The organism is Rhizobium sp. WYCCWR10014, assembly GCF_001657485.1.
Lineage (GTDB): Bacteria > Pseudomonadota > Alphaproteobacteria > Rhizobiales > Rhizobiaceae > Rhizobium.
Genome location: NZ_LXFU01000052.1, coordinates 151,582 through 167,941 on the forward strand (window position 1 = coordinate 151,582; position 16,360 = coordinate 167,941).

Genomic DNA, 16,360 nt, shown 5'->3' on the forward strand with positions numbered 1-16,360 from the left:
ACCCAAATCCAATCTCACTTCATCGAAGGCTTTCCTTTGACCCAAATGACGTTCGGACCGGCATTCGCCGAAAAGGGCATTCTATTCCGCCTCTGGGCTCCCCTGCCTGAAAGCGTGTCGTTGAAGATCGAAGGCGCTGATCCGCGGCCGATGCAGGCGGTCGGAGACGGCTGGCACCACTGCACGGTCGCGGGTGCCAGTGTCGGTACGCAATACCGCTTCGTCCTGCCGGACGGTCTCGAAATTCCCGATCCCGCCTCACGGTTTCAGCCGCAGGATGTGCACGGACCGAGCGAAGTGGTCGACCTTTCCCTCTATCGCTGGAAGACGAGCGACTGGACCGGACGGCCTTGGGAAGAGATGGTCATCTACGAGATGCATATCGGCTGCTTCACACCGGAGGGAACTTTCAAGGCCGCGATCGAGCGGCTCGACCATCTGCAAGCGCTGGGCGTTACGGCGCTGCAGATCATGCCGCTTAGTGAATTTCCCGGCCGTTACAGCTGGGGTTATGATGGCGTGCTTCCCTATGCTCCAGACAGCAGCTACGGCCGGCCGGTAGATTTCATGGCGTTGGTGGACGCAGCGCACCAGCGCGGCATCGCGGTTTTCCTGGACGTGGTCTACAATCACTTCGGGCCGGACGGGAACTATATCCCCTCCTATGCGCCGCTCTTTACCGACCATCACAAGACGCCCTGGGGCAACGGCATCAACTACGATGGCGATGGATCGGAGATGATCCGCGAGTTCATCATCCAGAATGCCATCTATTGGATCAGCGAGTTCAGGCTCGACGGTTTCCGCTTCGATGCCGTCCACGCCATCAAGGACGACAGCGCCGAGCATCTGCTTCACGCGCTTGCTCGCCGCGTCAGGGCCGCGGCCAGCGACCGGCATGTTCATCTGATCGTCGAAAACGAGGAGAACGACAGCGACCTGTTGCAGCGTGACGAAAACGGGGAAGTGAAGCTGTTCACCGCCCAGTGGAACGACGACGTGCACCACGTGCTGCATATCACTGCGACCGGAGAAACCTTCGGCTATTATGCCGATTACGCCGGTGATGCCGGCAAGCTCGGCCGAGCGCTGGCGGAAGGCTTCGTGTTTCAGGGAGAACTTATGCCCTACCGCGGCGCAAGTCGCGGCAGGCCGAGCGGCCACCTCCCGCCCACCGCTTTCATCTCGTTCATCCAGAACCATGACCAGATCGGCAATCGGGCGCTGGGGGACCGGGTTCTGGCTTCGAGCCCGGCTGATGTCGCCAAGGCCGTCGCCGCCATTTACCTGCTGGCGCCTGAGATTCCGATGCTGTTCATGGGCGAGGAATGGGGCGCCAAAGAGCCTTTCCCCTTCTTCTGCGATTTCGACGAGGATCTGAACGAGAAGGTCAGGAAAGGCCGTCGCGAGGAGCTTTCCCGTCTGCCGGGCTTCGACGCCGACGACCTTCTCGACCCGACGGCGCCATCGACCTTCGCCGCCGCCAAGCTGGACTGGTCCAAACTCGCCTCCTCGGAGGTCCTTGATTTTTACAGGACGCTTCTCGACCTCCGGCACCGAAGGATCGTGCCGTTGCTGAAGGGCGCCGGCGCCGGAAACGCGGTCTATCGCTCGGCGGGATGCGCGCTCGCGGTGGATTGGACCCTGGCGCAAAACCGGCGTCTGCATCTGCACGCCAACCTCGGCGCCGAGGCGGCGCCGCTCGTCTCGCAGCAGGACGACGGCGAGACGATCTTCGCTCTCGGCGGCCGCGACGGCGACGAACTCGCGCCCTGGACGGTGATCTGGAAAATCAGCGAGGCGTGACGGCGTGCTGACAGGAAGGCCATCGAATGATGAAATCTGCTGAGCTCGACAAGCTCGCCCGCCGGCATGGCATCAGCCTGACCAGACCCAGTCCTGATAATCGGGATGTGGCAATATCGGGCGAGACCAAGCGCAAGATCCTCTCGGCACTGAAGGTCGACTTGTCGGGAGCGGCTGATTACGAGACCCGCGCGCCACGGCGGGAGCCCAAGCCGGCGGCTAAGAAGATCCCCAGGTCGTTTCTGCCGGATTTCCTTTCCGGCACGCGCGTCTGGGGCGTGAGCCTGCAGCTTTATGAGCTTCGTTCGGCACGCAACTGGGGCATAGGAGACTTCGAGGATCTATCCGATATGGCGGATCTCGCAGGATCTCTGGGCGCCGATTTCATCGGCCTCACCCCGCTTCATGCGCCGTTTCTCGCCGATCCCGAGCGTTGTAGTCCCTATGAGCCCTCGAGCCGCCAGCATCTCAACCCGCTCTATATCGCGGTCGACCGGTTGCCGGGTTTTGCCTGCAGTGGCGAACTCGAACGGCAACTGGCAAGCCTTCGCCAAACCGATCTCGTCGACTACGCCGGCGTTGCACAGATCAAGCTGAGGGCTCTGCGCGATCTCTGGCCGGCCTGGCGACAGCGCAGCGTGATCGACGAGGTCTATGATCCGGCCGATTTCGACGCCTTCATCACGGTAGGCGGTAACAGCCTGCGGCTGCACGCGCTTTTCGAATGCCTCTCGTTTTTCATGGTCGAGCGCGGGGCGAGCGCCGGCTGGCAACGCTGGCCAGCCGATTTTCAGCGCTTCGACAGCGCCGCCGTCGCCGAATTCGAGCGCGGACACGCGGACGATGTCCGTTTCCACATGTGGCTGCAATGGCTTGCTCACCGGCAGCTGATGCAGGCGGCGGACCGGGCGCGGAAGGCCGGCCTGCGGATCGGGCTCTATCTCGATCTTGCCGTCGGGGAAGCCGTCGATGGCTCGGCGACCTGGAGCGAGCCGGATACCTATGTCTCGAAGGCTACCATCGGCAGCCCACCCGATCCCTTCGCCGTGGGTGGGCAGGACTGGCACCTTGCCGGATATCTGCCTTCCGCGATTGCCGCAGGAGAAATGTCGCCATTCCGGCGCATGGTCAGCGCTGCCATGCGATATGCCGGCGCCATCCGCATCGACCACGCCGCAGCACTTCGCCGCCTCTTCCTGGTGCCATTGGGCAGCAGGCCGGACGGCGGTGCCTATGTCCGCTATCCAGCGGATCGGCTTCTGCAGATCCTCGCCGAAGTGTCCGCCGAGCATCGCTGCCTTGTCATCGGAGAAGACCTGGGACTGATCCCCAAGGGATTGCAGGACGATCTGGCGGCGGCTCACATTCTCTCCTATCGTATCCTTTCTTATGAACAGGACGAGAAGGGCTTCAAGCCGGCGGACGTCTATCCCGTCCTGGCTTTGGCCTGTATTTCGACGCACGATCACCAGACCCTTGCCGGCTGGTGGCGCGGCGCCGACATTCAGGCCCGGTGCGAGCACGGCATCGTGCCGCCCGATCTCACCGAGACACATTTCGAAGACCGCAAGCGCGAGCGGAGGAACCTGAAAGCGGTGCTGAAGGCTGCCGGCCTCGACCTGCCGGCCAGGCTTTCCCAAGCGCGGGCAAGCGAGGAGACGCTGAGGGAATTGACCGTCAGCGCCTATCGCTTCATTGCCAGGACGCCCTCGCTTCTCGCCGCGGTCCGTCTCGCCGATCTCACCGACGAAAAAAGGCCAACCAATGTCCCAGGCACCAGCGACAGCTATCCGAACTGGAAGCCGAAACTATCGGTTTTGCTTCCGGATCTGATCTCGAGCCCGCTGCTTATGAGCGTGACGGCGGCGATGCGGGAGGAACGGCCGCGAAATGATTAAGGCCGTTCGAGCCGTCAATTTCGTCATTGTCGTTCGATCGGGTCTGCTGCGCGTTCGGAAATCGATCGGGGACGGAACGAATAGCAAGCCGGCGAATTTTGAAGGAATAGGGACAGGCATTGCCGAGATGAGGACCTGTCCGCTTTCGCCGCTTTAGTTGCGGCGACCAATATTGATGGAAAACAAGACCATGACGAGCGCATTCATCCTGATCGCATTGGCTCTCATCATCATCTACGCCGGCCCGACATTGCTGTTCATCTGCGTCGGATATGCCGATTATATGCTGGAGCGGCGAAGGCATATGGTGGCGTTGAAGCACGCCGTGAAGCGTCGCAGCGACGAGTTTTAGTTGGACGTTGCTCGGCTTTCCCAAGGGATCCAGAGGCAGGTCGGCAAAACCCGCCTCCGGCAGCCGGCGCTTCGTGAAGCGTCTCTACTATTCGTTAGTCGTTCGCCGTGACCTTGACGCCGAGCACGGAAGGAATGGTGTTCGGTGCGCCCATGGCCGCGCCGATGATCATCGGGACGGGAACCGGCTTTTCCGGCGCGGCGCTGATTGTTAGGCTTTTCGGTCCGTCGAGATAGGCGTTGACGGCAGCCGACACCTGATTTTGCAGCTCGGGCATGTTGAGCTGCGCCATCATCATCGGCACGAGACCTTTCAGCGATTGCGCCAGCTGGTCGCCCGTGACGCCCTGCTGCGAGCCGGCATAATCGAGCGCCTTCTTGGTGATCGAGGCATCGTCGAAGCGGATCGAGGCGCTGTTGATCGTCAGCTGCTGCATCAGCCCCAGCATCGCAAGTCCGACGGCCTGGTTGGCCTCTTCCTTGTTCGGATTGGCTTCGGCGGCCTTCACCGCCTCCTGCAGCGACTTGATGAAGCCCAGCGTGTAACCGGAGAAGTCGACGGCGAAATTCAGCCGGCCGATATTCTTGAAGTCGAAAGCATATTCGTCGACAGCGACCTTGCCGCTTTCGATTTCCCAGATGCCCTTCATCGTCACCGCGCCGTCGAGCGTCGTCAGGCCCAGTTTCTCGATGGCTTCCTTCGCATTCGCATCCTCGACCTGCGACAGGTCGGCCTTGAGACCGGCGACATTGGCGTCATAGGCAAAGCCGCCATCCTGGCGGTCGAGGTTCGACTCGATGCTTTCGATCGCGAGCACGTCCTTGCCCTTGATGTTGAGAGCGATCGGTCCGGTGCTGACGGTTTCATAGAGGAGGATGTCGTTCAGCGTATCGCCCGTCGCATTGGCGGGAATCGTGAGGCCGGTGATCTGGATTTCGTTTGCGGAAAAACGTCCTTCCTCCTGGCTGATGTCGATATCTGGGAAGGAGACGGTCTTGGCGTGATAGCCACCGCCTTCGATTTCCTCAACGCCCTCGAAGGTGAGGTCGCCGATTTTCAAAGTGTCGCCGGGCAGGCTCGAAGATCCCACCTGGACACCGGTCGCCGTTACCGTGTCGCCATCGGCTTCCGCCTTTTCGAAGGTGATGACCGTACCGCCGGCGCTGGTAGCGGCATTGAGCTTCTTCATCATGTCCGTGCCATCGAGGGCAAGCACCGGGCCGGCCAGCGTCAGGAACGCGGTGCTTGCCATCATCAGGTGGAGATTACGCATATGCTTCATGGAGATGTCCTTATGTGGAAAATAGATGAGAGGATTTCGAAATTCCCAGACGGGGCGACTTCCGCTCTCTGGTCGGAAAGAAGAGCGCCGGGGGATATCACGGCCTTCGTCTCGTCAGCTAATTTGGGGGTGGTGAGGTCAGGATCAGCCGGAACGCTGGGTCTGAAGAAACATAGGTATCCATCCGCCGGCGATGGCCGGTAGTATTTTCTCTAGCAGGGGTAGCGTTGAGACTCATCCATTACACAAAAAGTGTATTTCTTCGATTCTTGCAACCCTCCGAACTTCGAATGCGAGATGGGAGTCGCTCGTCCGCGCGGCGCTGCAGAATTCAACCGCGCATTTCCGACACCCGCCCGCGCAACAAATAGACGAGCGCAAAGATCACCAGGAAGGGGTAGACGAGCACGATCATCGGCAGACCGGCAGCCAGCGCATCGTCTTGCACATAGATGTTGAGGACTCCGGCTCCGAGCATCAACGGATAGAGCGGGGCAAACCTGTCGAACCACATCCTGAAAGGCCCCGCCAGGAGCAGAACGAGCGCCGGCAGAATAGAAATGCCGAGATTTCTCGCAACATTCATGAGCTCAGGACCAAGCGGTTCGGTGAAGGAATAAAGTCGGCCGACTTGGCGGGCCGCCCACAGAGCAGCGATTGTGGCCCCTGCATATCCTGCTGGTCTTGCCAACATGGCCGAACTTCCCTCTTGTTCACGCTCCCGCGTCGATGCGGCCCGTTCCTGTGACCATATCCGCGCGCCTGCAGTGCCGCGCGTCTTCGGTATGCAGTGACCTTCATGGCTTCATATTGTCCGCGGCGCCAACGCATTCAAGCATATGCGATCGCTACAGATAGGATTTTCGCTTCGGGTCGAATATCGGCGGATGATCCTCTTCGTCCAGCATATCGAGAAAGGCGTTCAGCCCCTTCTCCTTGATGAAGCGGTATTCCGAACCGGATATCAAATTCACAGTGAGAATCTCGACCGGATCATTCTTTCTCACGCCGATCATCGTGCGACGGTATGAATTGAGCGATGTCTTTTCTGCTCCTGGCATCGTCGCCGTCTCCCCATTCCTTCCATTGCACGCAGACGTGGCAGGCCGGTCCGGCGCAGCACTACTGGCCAAGGTCATGGCCAGAAACCGCCTTCGACTGCATGCTCTGAGAAATGGGAACATTTTTAGAAGCAAAACCACGCTTTGAATGGACTTTTGGTGCCACCAGCCTCTGAAAAATTCAACGCCAAGGTGAGGGGATAGACAACTGCATGCGCTTCGAGAGAACGAGGCGATGGCGCTGTCGTTCCGGTTTCGGGCCGAAGTCTCGCCTGCACTGATGTCTCCGGCCAAATTCTGGAACAATGTCTGTCGTCCCCTGTTACATTGACGATAAAAGCGAGTGTCGCGCGAAGACGAGGCAACTGGAGGGATCGATGAAGTGGAGCTTAGCATTTGGGCTGGTTTTTGCGGTTGTGCTGACCGGCTGCACGACTAGCGCAGGCAGTTATTCGTCGGCAGGACTGGCGCCCATTCCCGGCAGCATCACGTATAATGGCCAGCCTCGGACGAAGTTGATGAAATCGCCGGTGGGCTCTTCCTTCCCCCACACCTTCACAGATCAATGGGGACGCCAGGTCGAGGAGATCTACATCATCCGGCCCGACCGGAGCTTGCTGATCGCCGAGCGCCACTACCGGCCGGTCTTCTCGCTCGACGACGACTAGAACAGGAGGATTTTAGGTCCCGCCGACCTAAATATGAATCCCGTTCTCCGACGCCGATCACACTTTTCGGCATCATGTTCCAGGAAGGAGAAATGATCATGCCGCGCCGCAAGAGCACTGAGACGACGACCCTCGACACCAAGGGAGCCAAGATCGGCGAGCCCGTTCCGAAAGCCATCATCGATACAAGTACGGCCTCCGTCGGCGTTCCCCGGCAGTCAGATCATGACCTCGGCGAAGAGCTCGGCGCGCTGCGAAAGCAGATCGGCGCACTTCAGCAGCATGTTCTCGATGCCGCCCGGTCTGCAAAGGGGAGTGCAGGGAAAGCCATGCGTCAGACGGAGGCAACGGTGAAGCTCTACCCGGCCTCGACGCTCCTGCTCGTCGCGGCGGCCGCCGGCGCGCTTGCCTTCGCCGTTCGTCGCGCCGCTCTGCCGCGCCATCGGCATCAACCCGCACTGCGTGAGTTAAGGGATCTCTACGACACGATCCGCGAGCGCATCTGACAAGATTTCAGGATTGTCAGGATCACGATTATGGCCGACGCTTCCTTATCGAAGCGAGGGATAGACATGTTCGACATCATCATACGCAGCGCTCTTGATATCGTTGGGCAAACGGAGCGCCTTATCGATGGAATGAGGCGACTGCTTGAGAGTGACGGCCTCGATGAAGTCGAGGTCTACGAGCTCGATTATGAGATCGAGCGGCTCGGGGACGTGGTTTTCAACGTGGACGAAGCCGTTCGATCGCTGGCACGCACGGTCGAATGCTGGCCGCAAACCGCTCTCGCCCATGGGATCCGTCGGACATTGCATTGAAGGTTGAAGCCGCTTTAGCAGCTGAGGCGTCATGGATCCCGTCCTGCGTTCGCAATGTCGATTCTGCCTGTCACGCTGATGTCACGCGACCGTCGCAGCAATATGTGCTTGATAGGCGCCGTTAGGCTCAGGCCGGGTAGGTCGAGCTAAAATTGCTTTTTCGCTGGGGCATCGCAATGACCTTGAAAACCTCGGGGGAGAAATCTCAACCCCATGAATTCATCTTTCCGGTTCACACCCGGACGATCGCAGAGATCAGGTACAATAGTCTCAGCCGTGTCATGACGGTAGTCTATCATGACGGCCGCTCCTGCACGACTTCCGGTATACAAGGCCCCGCAATGCTGAGGATCATCGCCCAGCGTCCGCTGGAGAGCTCTCCGTTTCTGTTGCAGACGGTCATCTGAGACGGAAAGACGTCGCCGCCCCTGCCGGTCCAGTGTGGACAGGGTGGCCGCTTGTTAAATCAGCATGATCGTGCATCCATTTCCCGCGGCCTGCGTTCATCCCCCAACAGCCACATGGAGGGAACGCCGATGACCTTTCCACCACCGAAGACCGAATCTCCCGCACAGCGCTTCGAAGAGGCGACCGCTGCCGCACGCGACGCTTTGGAAAGGCTGATTGCAGCCGCCAATGAAGCCGGATGGGGCTCCGAGGAGATAACCGCGGCGCTTCTGAAGGCCGCGCAGTTTCTGAGCGATGCCAACAAGAGAGATCCCGATCCGGCCGACGACCCCTCAATCAGCGATGCACCTGCCAGGGAGCAGATTGGGCATGGCGAGCTCTACGATTAGCGGGATCAGTCTTGGTTGTCCGACGCAATGAGACAAGGATTGCCGGATTTCTTGTTCGAATATGCAAAGCCTTGCTAGCCATGCGGGAGGTAGAGGAGGAATTGCAGGATTATCGTCAGCGCATGAGCAGCGCGACCAAGCCAACCCGGGAGTTTACCCCGAGCTTGGAATAGATGTTTCTGAGGTGGGTTCTGACCGTTTCGTAGCTGATGTGATCGGCTATGGCCACCTCTTTTGGGGAATGGCCGGAGGCAATGCTCGATGCGATCCGAATCTCCGTCGCAGTCAGTTTGTAGGCTTCCATTAGGAAGTCTCGTCGCTCATTGAGTGGCGTGGCCACCAGCGGCTCGACAATGACGGCCACGGTCGGGCCCTCCAAGAACTCAGTGAATGCATCGGACTGGAGCCGGACAAGTGTGATGCGATAACTAGCCTTGTCCTTCCCCTTTGCAATCGCCGTATGCGGCCTTGTTTGCACACCTTTTCTGGACGTCAGGAAATCGAGAACGGCAGCAGACCTCTCGCATTGAAGTTCGAGCTTGCCGCTTGGGGCGATATGCATAGGAAAGCCAGCCGCCATTAAGGTTTCCGCGCTCCTGTTCCATTGACGTGCTCGCCGTTGCTCCGAAACGTAGATCAGTCCGACGCCGATGCTATCAAACAGGGTTTGCGTTGTCTGTCTTTCCGGGGCGAGTAGGTCGCGCTTCCGGATGAAGTCGAAAGCCCTTTTCAAATGGGGAGCGAGTATCGTGTAACGCCCGGCTGCTTCTTTGTTGAAATCGGGGTCCGCTGACGACGTGCAGGTCGATAGGACGAAGGTGCGGGTTTCCTCCCGAATGATGGAGACACCGATGCTCGTCTCGCATTGGGCCTGCCCCTTCAGCCAATCATTGTAGAATTCCGACTTGAGCAAGTCCTCACGTGGAAAGATCTCGTCTCCGCAGACGCCCTGACCGACGGGCACAAAGCTCAATCTCGGAATCCAGGGGTTCACTGCAGCATAGTGGCTGCTGAATTGGTCGACCTCCGCCCTCGAGAATCCCGATACGTAAGGAACATGGGCCACAGGCGAGGCCAGATCGTGGTAATGGAGGGCAGCCTTTCCATTCGGCGAAGTTTGCGCAACGCGATCCAGAAAATCCTGCCAGTTGCACTCGCCGAATAGACTTCCATAGATCAAATCTATCAGCTCAGATGACGCGTCTTTTGACTGGAGCATGAACTTTCTGAAAATCCCACAGCGAGTATTTTCGGTATTAAATAACGTTGGTCAGGCAAAGACAACAGCAACCCCATGTAATATAAATTCGGCGACCATGGGCATTCGTGACGGATTGCAATGCGGTATCACTCGCTGCCTCGCAAAGCGATGTGGGTGTAGCAACTCCATCGATCTCACCGGCCGGTCGCCGCGACGGAGCCGCGCACGACGAGGCTCGTGCCGACGCGCAGACGTTCGACGGCAAGAGGGGTGCGTTCGATACGGGCGATGAGCCGCTCGCCGGCGAGCTTGCCCATCTCGTAGACGCGCTGGTCGACGATGGTGATCGGCGGAACGGTGACGTTGGTCCAGTCGGCGTCGAGAAAAGAAATCATCGACACGTCCTTGGGGATCGACAGGCCGAGCGACTGCAGCGACTTGAAGATGCGCAAGCCGACGAGGCTGTCCGATGCCAGGAGCGCCGTTGGCGCAGCATTGTCGGAGAGCAGACGTTTGATCACGTCGTCCGTCTGTTGCTGGTTCGTGGCGCCGAGCCTGATATAATGAAGAGGGTTCGGCAAACCCGCCTCGGTCAAGACGCTGACAAAACCCTCCACGCGTTCGCGCACGGCGGAATTCGAGATCCGCCCGATATCGGTGAGCCCACCATCCTCGGCATCCATGGCAGAGACGTAGGCGAGGCGGCGATGTCCTTGCCCGATCAGATAGCGGGTCGCGGTGATGGCTGCATCCCGGTCGTCGCCGGTCACGGCGTCGACATCGAGTTCCGGGATAGCCCTATCGAACAAGACCAGCGGCACGCCGGCACGGCGGACGTTCTGCAGATGGTCGAAGCTGTCGCAGCGGGCTGGCGTCACGATCAGGCCATCGACGCGCTTGCCGATCAGGAGGTCGACGGCCGATTTTTCCGCATCGAGCTCTTCGCCCGAATTCGCGATGATGACGTTGAATCCCGCAAGACGGGCCGCATCGCTGATGCCGCGCACCGCCAGACTGAAGAAAGCGTTCTCGATATCGCCGACCACGACCCCGATGATGCCGGACCTTCCCGTGCTCATGCTCCGGGCGAGCTCGTTCGGGCGGTATTCGAGCGCGGCCGCCGCCGCCATGACCCGATCTGTGATCTTGGCGCTGACCACGCCGTAGTTGCCGAGAACGCGGGCGGCTGTCGCCTTCGAGACCTTTGCGGCCTTCGCGACGTCGGCAACGGTGACTGAACGTTTCGGATGAGCGAAATCTTCCATGGCCGAGGACTACAAGAATTGTTGACGACCGGTCAATTGACAGATATCAAATATGTTGTGAGACCGGTCTCTTTGTATCAGAGACCGGTATCTTGTCCATAAGTCTCTGTCGCAACGAGCGGCAGCGGCGGGACGGTCTACAATGCCGACAAGAGCATTCCTTTTCAGAGCGGAGAACGACGATGAAGCCTTTTGAATCAATTCCGGCCATCATGGCCCCGTTGCGGGCCGGCCTTGTCACATGCCTTCTTGTGATGGGGGCAGGCTCTGCGGTCGCCGCCGACGATCCCTATAAGCTGATCGAGCCCGGGGTGATCAGCGTCGGCACGATGGGCGATTCCAAGCCCTATACGTTTGCCACGGCGGACGGCCAGTTTACAGGTTTCGATATCGAGCTGTTTCTCAATGTGGTCTCCCGCCTCGGGTTTCAAAAAGACAAGGTGACGTTCACGGGCCAGGAATTTTCAGCACTGCTACCGTCGGTTGCAAACGAACGGTTCGACGTTGCCGTTGCAGCCATCGGAACCACCGAAGCCCGCAAGAAGACCGTCGATTTTTCCGACGGCTATCTTGCCGGTTATCTCTCCGTCCTGACCCCGGATGCCGGTATCAAGGACGCCGATGGTCTCAAGGGCAAGCGTCTCGGCGTCGTGCAGGGGACCTTGCAGGAAGTCTATGCTGCCAAGAATTTCGGGGGAACTGATCTGGTGAAATTCCCCGACAACAATTCTGCCGTGGCCGCCCTCAACAACGGAACGGTCGATGCGCATTTTCTCGACTACGAGGCCGCCAAACAATATGGCGAGCGCTATCCCGCACTGAAGGTTGCCGTGAATATCCCGTCCTTCGATGCGCCTGCTGGCTTCGTGGTCCGAAAAGGAAACGATGCCTTCCGCACGGCGTTGAACGGTGCGCTTCACGACGCGATGCAGGACGGCACCTGGAAGACCCTTTACGAAAAGTGGTTCCCCGGCTCGCCGATGCCGGAACAGTATCTTCCCAAGAAGTGACGCCGTAAGCCGCCCGCTTACAGGCGGGCGGCTTATCAAGGCTCTGCCGGACGGCGGCGTCTACATCGGCAAGAATTCATGGGGATCTGAATGAACTGGCTTGAAAATCTGCGCCGCAGCTTCCTGGACTGGGACGCTATGGCGGAAGTTCTGCCGAGCATGATCAGCGTCGGCCTGAAGAATACTCTAATTCTGGCCGCCGCCTCGACCGTGCTCGGCGTCGCCATCGGCATGGCGCTTGCCGTGATGGGCATCTCGCAGTCCCGCTGGCTGCGGCTGCCGGCGCGCATCTACACCGATGTTTTCCGCGGGCTGCCGGCGATCGTCACGATCCTGATCATCGGCCAGGGTTTTGCCCGGATCGGGCGTGAGATCTTCGGTCCATCGCCATTTCCGCTCGGCATCCTCGCGCTCAGCCTGATTGCCGGAGCCTATATCGGCGAAATCTTCCGATCGGGCATTCAAAGCGTCGAGCGCGGCCAGATGGAAGCCTGCCGGGCGCTCAGCATGAGCCACGGGCAGGGCATGCGCCTAATCGTCATCCCGCAGGGAATTAGGCGGGTTCTGCCGGCTCTGGTCAATCAATTCATCGGAAACGTCAAGGATTCCAGCCTTGTCTACTTCCTGGGATTGCTTGCCTCCGAGCGGGAGATCTTCCGTGTCGGCCAGGATCAGGCTGTCGTCACGGGTAATCTGTCACCGCTGCTGCTGTCGGGCATCTTCTATCTCGTCATCACTGTGCCGCTGACCCACTTCGTCAATTATATCGATGCGAGACTGCGGCTCGGAAAACAAGGCCGCGGCTCGGGTGGTGCGAGCGGATTGGTCGAGGTGAGCGAACTGCGGGCCGCCGCCGGCCCGCATCCCACGAGCACGGTCGAGGAGAGTACGCCGCGCTTCAAAGGCGGCGCCCTGAACATCCGGGACCTGACCATGGCCTATGGTGATCTCGACGTGCTGAAGGGTGTCGATCTCGATATCGCCGCCGGTACCGTCACCTGCATCATCGGCCCTTCCGGCTCGGGCAAGTCGACGCTGCTGCGCTGCATGAACAGGCTTGTCGAGCCGAAGGGCGGCGACATCCTGCTTGATGGCGAGAGCATCCTGGCAATGAAGCCGGAGAGGCTGCGCCGGCGCGTGGGCATGGTGTTCCAGCACTTCAACCTGTTTCCCGACCACACCGCTCTCGAGAACGTCATGCTTTCGCTGACCAAGATCAAAAAAATGCCGAAGCAGTCGGCACGGCGCATCGCCGAGGCGCGTCTGGCCGATGTCGGTCTCGCAGAGCGTGCGGATCATCGGCCCGCCGGTCTGTCGGGTGGGCAGCAGCAGCGCGTCGCCATCGCGCGGGCGCTGGCCATGGATCCGGAGGTCATGCTCTTCGATGAAGTGACGAGTGCGCTCGATCCCGAACTGGTGAAGGGTGTGCTCGACCTTATGGCCGCTCTCGGCCGTCAGGGAATGACGATGGCCGTGGTCACGCACGAGATGGGATTTGCCCGCAGGGTGGCCGATCAGGTCGTCTTCATGGATGAGGGCCGTATCGTCGAGGCCGGCTGCCCGCAGCAGATCTTCGACAATCCCCGAAGCGAGCGGCTGAAACGCTTCCTTGCGGAAGTTCTCTGAAGCGCCTGAGGCAACGCATGGTGCCCCCGGTCGTCCTCACGCGGATGCGCCGGATTTCGTTCGATGTAGCAAAAGCAGAAGACAAGGTTATCGACATGAATGCTTCCACCAAACCCTTGAAGGTCGTCGTCATCGGCGGCGGGATCTTTGGCGTCTCGACCGCTGTCCATCTGGCACGGCTCGGGGTCCGCACCGTGCTCATCAATGACGGCCCGCTCGCCAACGGCGCCTCCGGCCGTTCGCTCGCCTGGCTCAACTCGGCGCGCAAACGCTCTGATGCCTATCACCGTCTGCGTTTGGCCGGCATAGATCGCTATCGCACGCTGGCCGCGCGCTATCCCGATGCGTCGTGGCTGCGCTTCGACGGGGGCTTGACCTGGGATGCGGACGATGCCGCCAACGAGATCGCCGAGATCTTCGGCTATGAGCGCGATCTCGGCTATCACGCGCAATGGCTCGCGCCGCAAAGAATTGCCGCCGTAACGCCGGGTGTCGACGCAAGTGCGGTGACGCGGCAAGGCGCGATCTTCAATCCCGGGGAGGGCTGGGTCGATCTTCCGTCCTTGATCGGCACACTTGCGGAAGAATTCCGCTCGCTGGGTGGTGAGATCGTCACCGACGCAGGTCGCGCGACGGTCGATATCGAAGGCGGACGTGCCCGTGGCGTGGTCACGGCAGACGGCATGCGCCGCGAGGCGGATGCCGTGCTGCTTGCTGCGGGCGGTGACGTTCCCACAATCGTGGCCGAGGCCGGCCAGCATATCGAGGATGCAACGCCTGTCGCACTTCTCGTCCGGACCAAGCCGATCCGCCATCCGCTGAAGGCCGTGCTCAACACGCCTCGCATTGCCATTCGGCCAACGCCCAGCGGCGGCTTCGCGCTCGATTCCGCCTGGTCCGAGGAAGAGGTGAGCGTAAGGCCCAACGGCAGCTACGAAGTCAGGCAATCGACGCTGGAGGGGCTGCTGCGCGAGGCCTCAAGGATTCTCGAAGGTAATCCGCAACTGGAGATCGAAGATTATGGGGTCGGCCCGAAGCCCATCCCGGGCGACGGCGAGCCCGTCTTCGGCGAACTGCCGTCGATCTCAGGCTATTTCGTCGCCTTCAGCCACAGCGGCGCCACTCTCGGCCTGATCGCCGGCGAACTGCTGGCGGACGAGATCGTCACCGGACGCCGCCATCCACTGCTGGCGGACTTTCGGCCGGAGCGTTTCAGCGCGTCGTGACGTGAAGGCGGCATCAGGAGCAGCCGATGCATCCTTCTGAGCCGTCGAGCGTTCTATCGCCAGGAACAACTGGAGACGCATCATGTCCAAGGACGAACGCGGGGACATCGGCACAGACAAGGATTTGCGCGACGGTGTGGAAACCGCACCGGCCTCCTTCGAGGAGGCGAACATCAATCCTGATCTCATCAGACGCGAGGGTTTCGCCAGCGAGGCTGAATATCGGGCGTATATTGCCACGCTCGGTGGTCATGCTCCGTTTGAAGGCACTACCGAGGAGCACCTCCTGATCTCCGATGGTCATGCCCTCGAAGGCCGGCTGCGGGAGCTGAGAGAAGAGATCGAAAACCTTCGCGCTCGCCTTCACGTGATCCAACATCAGGCCGCGACCGTCGTTACGGAAAACGTCCGATGGGCCGATGCCAGCGCTCATGCGCAGCTCGGCAATCAGCCCTGGCTCAAGCTGGCAGGCGCAATGGCGGCGGCCTTCGTCGTCACGAGGGGCATCCGGCGGCTGCCTCTGGGAGCCGTGGCGACGACGGCGCTGCCGTTGGTGGCGGCGGCGATGAACCGGAAAATCGCCCGGTGAAATTCGTCAGCGTCGATGATTGATCAGGCGAAGCCGATTTCTGCAAGCAGAGGCAGGTGGTCCGAGGCAATCCTTGTCAGTCGGTTTTCCAGGACCGCGGCCTGTTTGACGATGAGATCGTCAGTGACGAAGATGTGGTCGAGGCGCATCAGCGGGTAGCGAGAGGGAAAGGTCGCTCTTGCCGCGCCGCCGCCTGCGAGCTGGGCGTCTGTCAATGACCGCGCGGCAAGTCGGTAAGTCGCCGATGACGGAATGGCGTTGAAATCGCCGCAGAGGATGGTTGGAAGAGGTTCATCCGCCGTGCCCCGCAGCCAGCCGGGGTTCAGCAATGTCGTCATCTGTCGGATGCGCTCGCGGCCCCAAAGGCCGAGATGGGTGTTGACGACCAGCAGTTTTCTATCGCCGACCAGTATTTCGACGGAAATGGCGCCGCGCTGTTCGCCGATGGATGGCAGTGGTCCGGCCTTGACAGCGCCTGTCGGCAGCGAAGTGATGATCGCATCGCCATACTGCTCCTCGGCAATCGACAGCGCCGGATGGAAATGAGCCTGCATCTTCAAAAGCGAGGCAATCGCATGGGCCTGGTCGACGCCGCCGGTCCTGCGCCTGAGAACATCGACCTCCTGCAGAGCGACGATATCGGCGCCAGTCTCGGCGATGACGGAAGCAATGCGGCAGGGATCGAGCTTCCGATCGCCCCCGATACAACTGTGCACGTTATAGGTCAGGAGTTTGATTGATTTATTTGGCATGGCCCC

General features: G+C 60.3%; 18 protein-coding genes. 12 read left to right on the plus strand and 6 right to left on the minus strand.

Annotation, left to right across the window (positions count from 1 at the left end):
• Positions 1-45: 45 nt before the first annotated feature.
• The 3 genes from treZ (at position 46) to A6U98_RS37410 (ending at position 4,056) form a co-directional block, all read left to right on the plus strand.
• Positions 46-1,806: a malto-oligosyltrehalose trehalohydrolase gene (gene treZ / locus A6U98_RS33280; protein ID WP_245304601.1), complete on the plus strand. Its 1,761-nt coding sequence runs from the start codon at positions 46-48 to the stop codon at positions 1,804-1,806.
• 29 nt (positions 1,807-1,835) lie between these two features.
• Entirely contained in the window at positions 1,836-3,704 is a 1,869-nt protein-coding gene (gene malQ, locus A6U98_RS33285; protein ID WP_064655622.1) for a 4-alpha-glucanotransferase, read from the plus strand.
• Positions 3,705-3,894: 190 nt separating this feature from the next.
• The gene (locus A6U98_RS37410) at positions 3,895-4,056 is read left to right on the plus strand and encodes a hypothetical protein (protein WP_012755472.1); all 162 of its coding nucleotides are present in this window, start codon (positions 3,895-3,897) and stop codon (positions 4,054-4,056) included.
• A gap of 94 nt (positions 4,057-4,150) precedes the next feature.
• Here A6U98_RS37410 and A6U98_RS33290 read toward each other — a convergent pair whose 3' ends face one another.
• The 3 genes from A6U98_RS33290 to A6U98_RS37930 form a co-directional block, all read right to left on the minus strand.
• On the minus strand, positions 4,151-5,338 hold the full coding sequence (locus A6U98_RS33290; protein ID WP_064655478.1) for a hypothetical protein: 1,188 nt from the start codon (positions 5,336-5,338) through the stop codon (positions 4,151-4,153).
• A gap of 331 nt (positions 5,339-5,669) precedes the next feature.
• Entirely contained in the window at positions 5,670-6,032 is a 363-nt protein-coding gene (locus tag A6U98_RS33295) for a hypothetical protein (RefSeq protein WP_064655479.1), read from the minus strand.
• 154 nt (positions 6,033-6,186) lie between these two features.
• Positions 6,187-6,399: a suppressor of fused domain protein gene (locus tag A6U98_RS37930; RefSeq protein ID WP_064655480.1), complete on the minus strand. Its 213-nt coding sequence runs from the start codon at positions 6,397-6,399 to the stop codon at positions 6,187-6,189.
• A 377-nt stretch (positions 6,400-6,776) separates the two neighbouring features.
• Between A6U98_RS37930 and A6U98_RS33305 the strand changes: the two genes are divergently transcribed.
• The 5 genes from A6U98_RS33305 (at position 6,777) to A6U98_RS33325 (ending at position 8,685) form a co-directional block, all read left to right on the plus strand.
• Complete coding sequence (locus A6U98_RS33305) at positions 6,777-7,067, plus strand: hypothetical protein (protein ID WP_064655623.1); 291 nt, start codon at positions 6,777-6,779, stop codon at positions 7,065-7,067.
• A gap of 98 nt (positions 7,068-7,165) precedes the next feature.
• Positions 7,166-7,573 carry a hypothetical protein gene (locus A6U98_RS33310; RefSeq protein ID WP_064655624.1) on the plus strand — a complete coding sequence of 136 codons (408 nt, stop codon included), beginning with the start codon at positions 7,166-7,168 and terminating at the stop codon, positions 7,571-7,573.
• A 66-nt stretch (positions 7,574-7,639) separates the two neighbouring features.
• Entirely contained in the window at positions 7,640-7,888 is a 249-nt protein-coding gene (locus tag A6U98_RS33315; RefSeq protein ID WP_064655625.1) for a hypothetical protein, read from the plus strand.
• A 176-nt stretch (positions 7,889-8,064) separates the two neighbouring features.
• On the plus strand, positions 8,065-8,295 hold the full coding sequence (locus A6U98_RS38170) for a hypothetical protein (RefSeq protein WP_064655481.1): 231 nt from the start codon (positions 8,065-8,067) through the stop codon (positions 8,293-8,295).
• A 129-nt stretch (positions 8,296-8,424) separates the two neighbouring features.
• Positions 8,425-8,685, plus strand: a complete 261-nt coding sequence (locus A6U98_RS33325; protein WP_064655482.1) for a hypothetical protein — start codon at positions 8,425-8,427, stop codon at positions 8,683-8,685.
• Between the two features lie 115 nt (positions 8,686-8,800).
• Here A6U98_RS33325 and A6U98_RS33330 read toward each other — a convergent pair whose 3' ends face one another.
• Together A6U98_RS33330 and A6U98_RS33335 are read right to left on the minus strand one after the other, a co-directional pair.
• Positions 8,801-9,904, minus strand: a complete 1,104-nt coding sequence (locus tag A6U98_RS33330; RefSeq protein WP_064655483.1) for a helix-turn-helix transcriptional regulator — start codon at positions 9,902-9,904, stop codon at positions 8,801-8,803.
• Between the two features lie 176 nt (positions 9,905-10,080).
• The gene (locus A6U98_RS33335) at positions 10,081-11,151 is read right to left on the minus strand and encodes a LacI family DNA-binding transcriptional regulator (RefSeq protein ID WP_064655484.1); all 1,071 of its coding nucleotides are present in this window, start codon (positions 11,149-11,151) and stop codon (positions 10,081-10,083) included.
• Between the two features lie 182 nt (positions 11,152-11,333).
• Between A6U98_RS33335 and A6U98_RS33340 the strand changes: the two genes are divergently transcribed.
• The 4 genes from A6U98_RS33340 (at position 11,334) to A6U98_RS33355 (ending at position 15,602) form a co-directional block, all read left to right on the plus strand.
• Positions 11,334-12,161 (plus strand): ABC transporter substrate-binding protein, encoded by an 828-nt coding sequence (locus A6U98_RS33340; protein WP_064655485.1) that lies wholly within the window; start codon positions 11,334-11,336, stop codon positions 12,159-12,161.
• 90 nt (positions 12,162-12,251) lie between these two features.
• Positions 12,252-13,787 (plus strand): amino acid ABC transporter permease/ATP-binding protein, encoded by a 1,536-nt coding sequence (locus tag A6U98_RS38100; protein WP_064655486.1) that lies wholly within the window; start codon positions 12,252-12,254, stop codon positions 13,785-13,787.
• Positions 13,788-13,882: 95 nt separating this feature from the next.
• Entirely contained in the window at positions 13,883-15,013 is a 1,131-nt protein-coding gene (locus tag A6U98_RS33350) for an FAD-binding oxidoreductase (RefSeq protein WP_064655626.1), read from the plus strand.
• 82 nt (positions 15,014-15,095) lie between these two features.
• The gene (locus tag A6U98_RS33355; protein WP_064655487.1) at positions 15,096-15,602 is read left to right on the plus strand and encodes a hypothetical protein; all 507 of its coding nucleotides are present in this window, start codon (positions 15,096-15,098) and stop codon (positions 15,600-15,602) included.
• Positions 15,603-15,625: 23 nt separating this feature from the next.
• Here A6U98_RS33355 and A6U98_RS33360 read toward each other — a convergent pair whose 3' ends face one another.
• A complete protein-coding gene (locus A6U98_RS33360; RefSeq protein WP_064655488.1) occupies positions 15,626-16,354 on the minus strand; it encodes an endonuclease/exonuclease/phosphatase family protein in 729 nt (242 codons plus the stop codon).
• Between the last annotated feature and the right edge of the window lie 6 nt (positions 16,355-16,360).

Coding starts and splice junctions, on each gene's coding strand:
- treZ (WP_245304601.1), top strand. CDS start 46: ATGACGTTCGGACCGGCATTCGCCGAAAAGGGCATTCTATTCCGCCTC.
- malQ (WP_064655622.1), top strand. CDS start 1,836: ATGAAATCTGCTGAGCTCGACAAGCTCGCCCGCCGGCATGGCATCAGC.
- A6U98_RS37410 (WP_012755472.1), top strand. CDS start 3,895: ATGACGAGCGCATTCATCCTGATCGCATTGGCTCTCATCATCATCTAC.
- A6U98_RS33290 (WP_064655478.1), bottom strand. CDS start 5,338: ATGAAGCATATGCGTAATCTCCACCTGATGATGGCAAGCACCGCGTTC.
- A6U98_RS33295 (WP_064655479.1), bottom strand. CDS start 6,032: ATGTTGGCAAGACCAGCAGGATATGCAGGGGCCACAATCGCTGCTCTG.
- A6U98_RS37930 (WP_064655480.1), bottom strand. CDS start 6,399: ATGCCAGGAGCAGAAAAGACATCGCTCAATTCATACCGTCGCACGATG.
- A6U98_RS33305 (WP_064655623.1), top strand. CDS start 6,777: ATGAAGTGGAGCTTAGCATTTGGGCTGGTTTTTGCGGTTGTGCTGACC.
- A6U98_RS33310 (WP_064655624.1), top strand. CDS start 7,166: ATGCCGCGCCGCAAGAGCACTGAGACGACGACCCTCGACACCAAGGGA.
- A6U98_RS33315 (WP_064655625.1), top strand. CDS start 7,640: ATGTTCGACATCATCATACGCAGCGCTCTTGATATCGTTGGGCAAACG.
- A6U98_RS38170 (WP_064655481.1), top strand. CDS start 8,065: ATGACCTTGAAAACCTCGGGGGAGAAATCTCAACCCCATGAATTCATC.
- A6U98_RS33325 (WP_064655482.1), top strand. CDS start 8,425: ATGACCTTTCCACCACCGAAGACCGAATCTCCCGCACAGCGCTTCGAA.
- A6U98_RS33330 (WP_064655483.1), bottom strand. CDS start 9,904: ATGCTCCAGTCAAAAGACGCGTCATCTGAGCTGATAGATTTGATCTAT.
- A6U98_RS33335 (WP_064655484.1), bottom strand. CDS start 11,151: ATGGAAGATTTCGCTCATCCGAAACGTTCAGTCACCGTTGCCGACGTC.
- A6U98_RS33340 (WP_064655485.1), top strand. CDS start 11,334: ATGAAGCCTTTTGAATCAATTCCGGCCATCATGGCCCCGTTGCGGGCC.
- A6U98_RS38100 (WP_064655486.1), top strand. CDS start 12,252: ATGAACTGGCTTGAAAATCTGCGCCGCAGCTTCCTGGACTGGGACGCT.
- A6U98_RS33350 (WP_064655626.1), top strand. CDS start 13,883: ATGAATGCTTCCACCAAACCCTTGAAGGTCGTCGTCATCGGCGGCGGG.
- A6U98_RS33355 (WP_064655487.1), top strand. CDS start 15,096: ATGTCCAAGGACGAACGCGGGGACATCGGCACAGACAAGGATTTGCGC.
- A6U98_RS33360 (WP_064655488.1), bottom strand. CDS start 16,354: ATGCCAAATAAATCAATCAAACTCCTGACCTATAACGTGCACAGTTGT.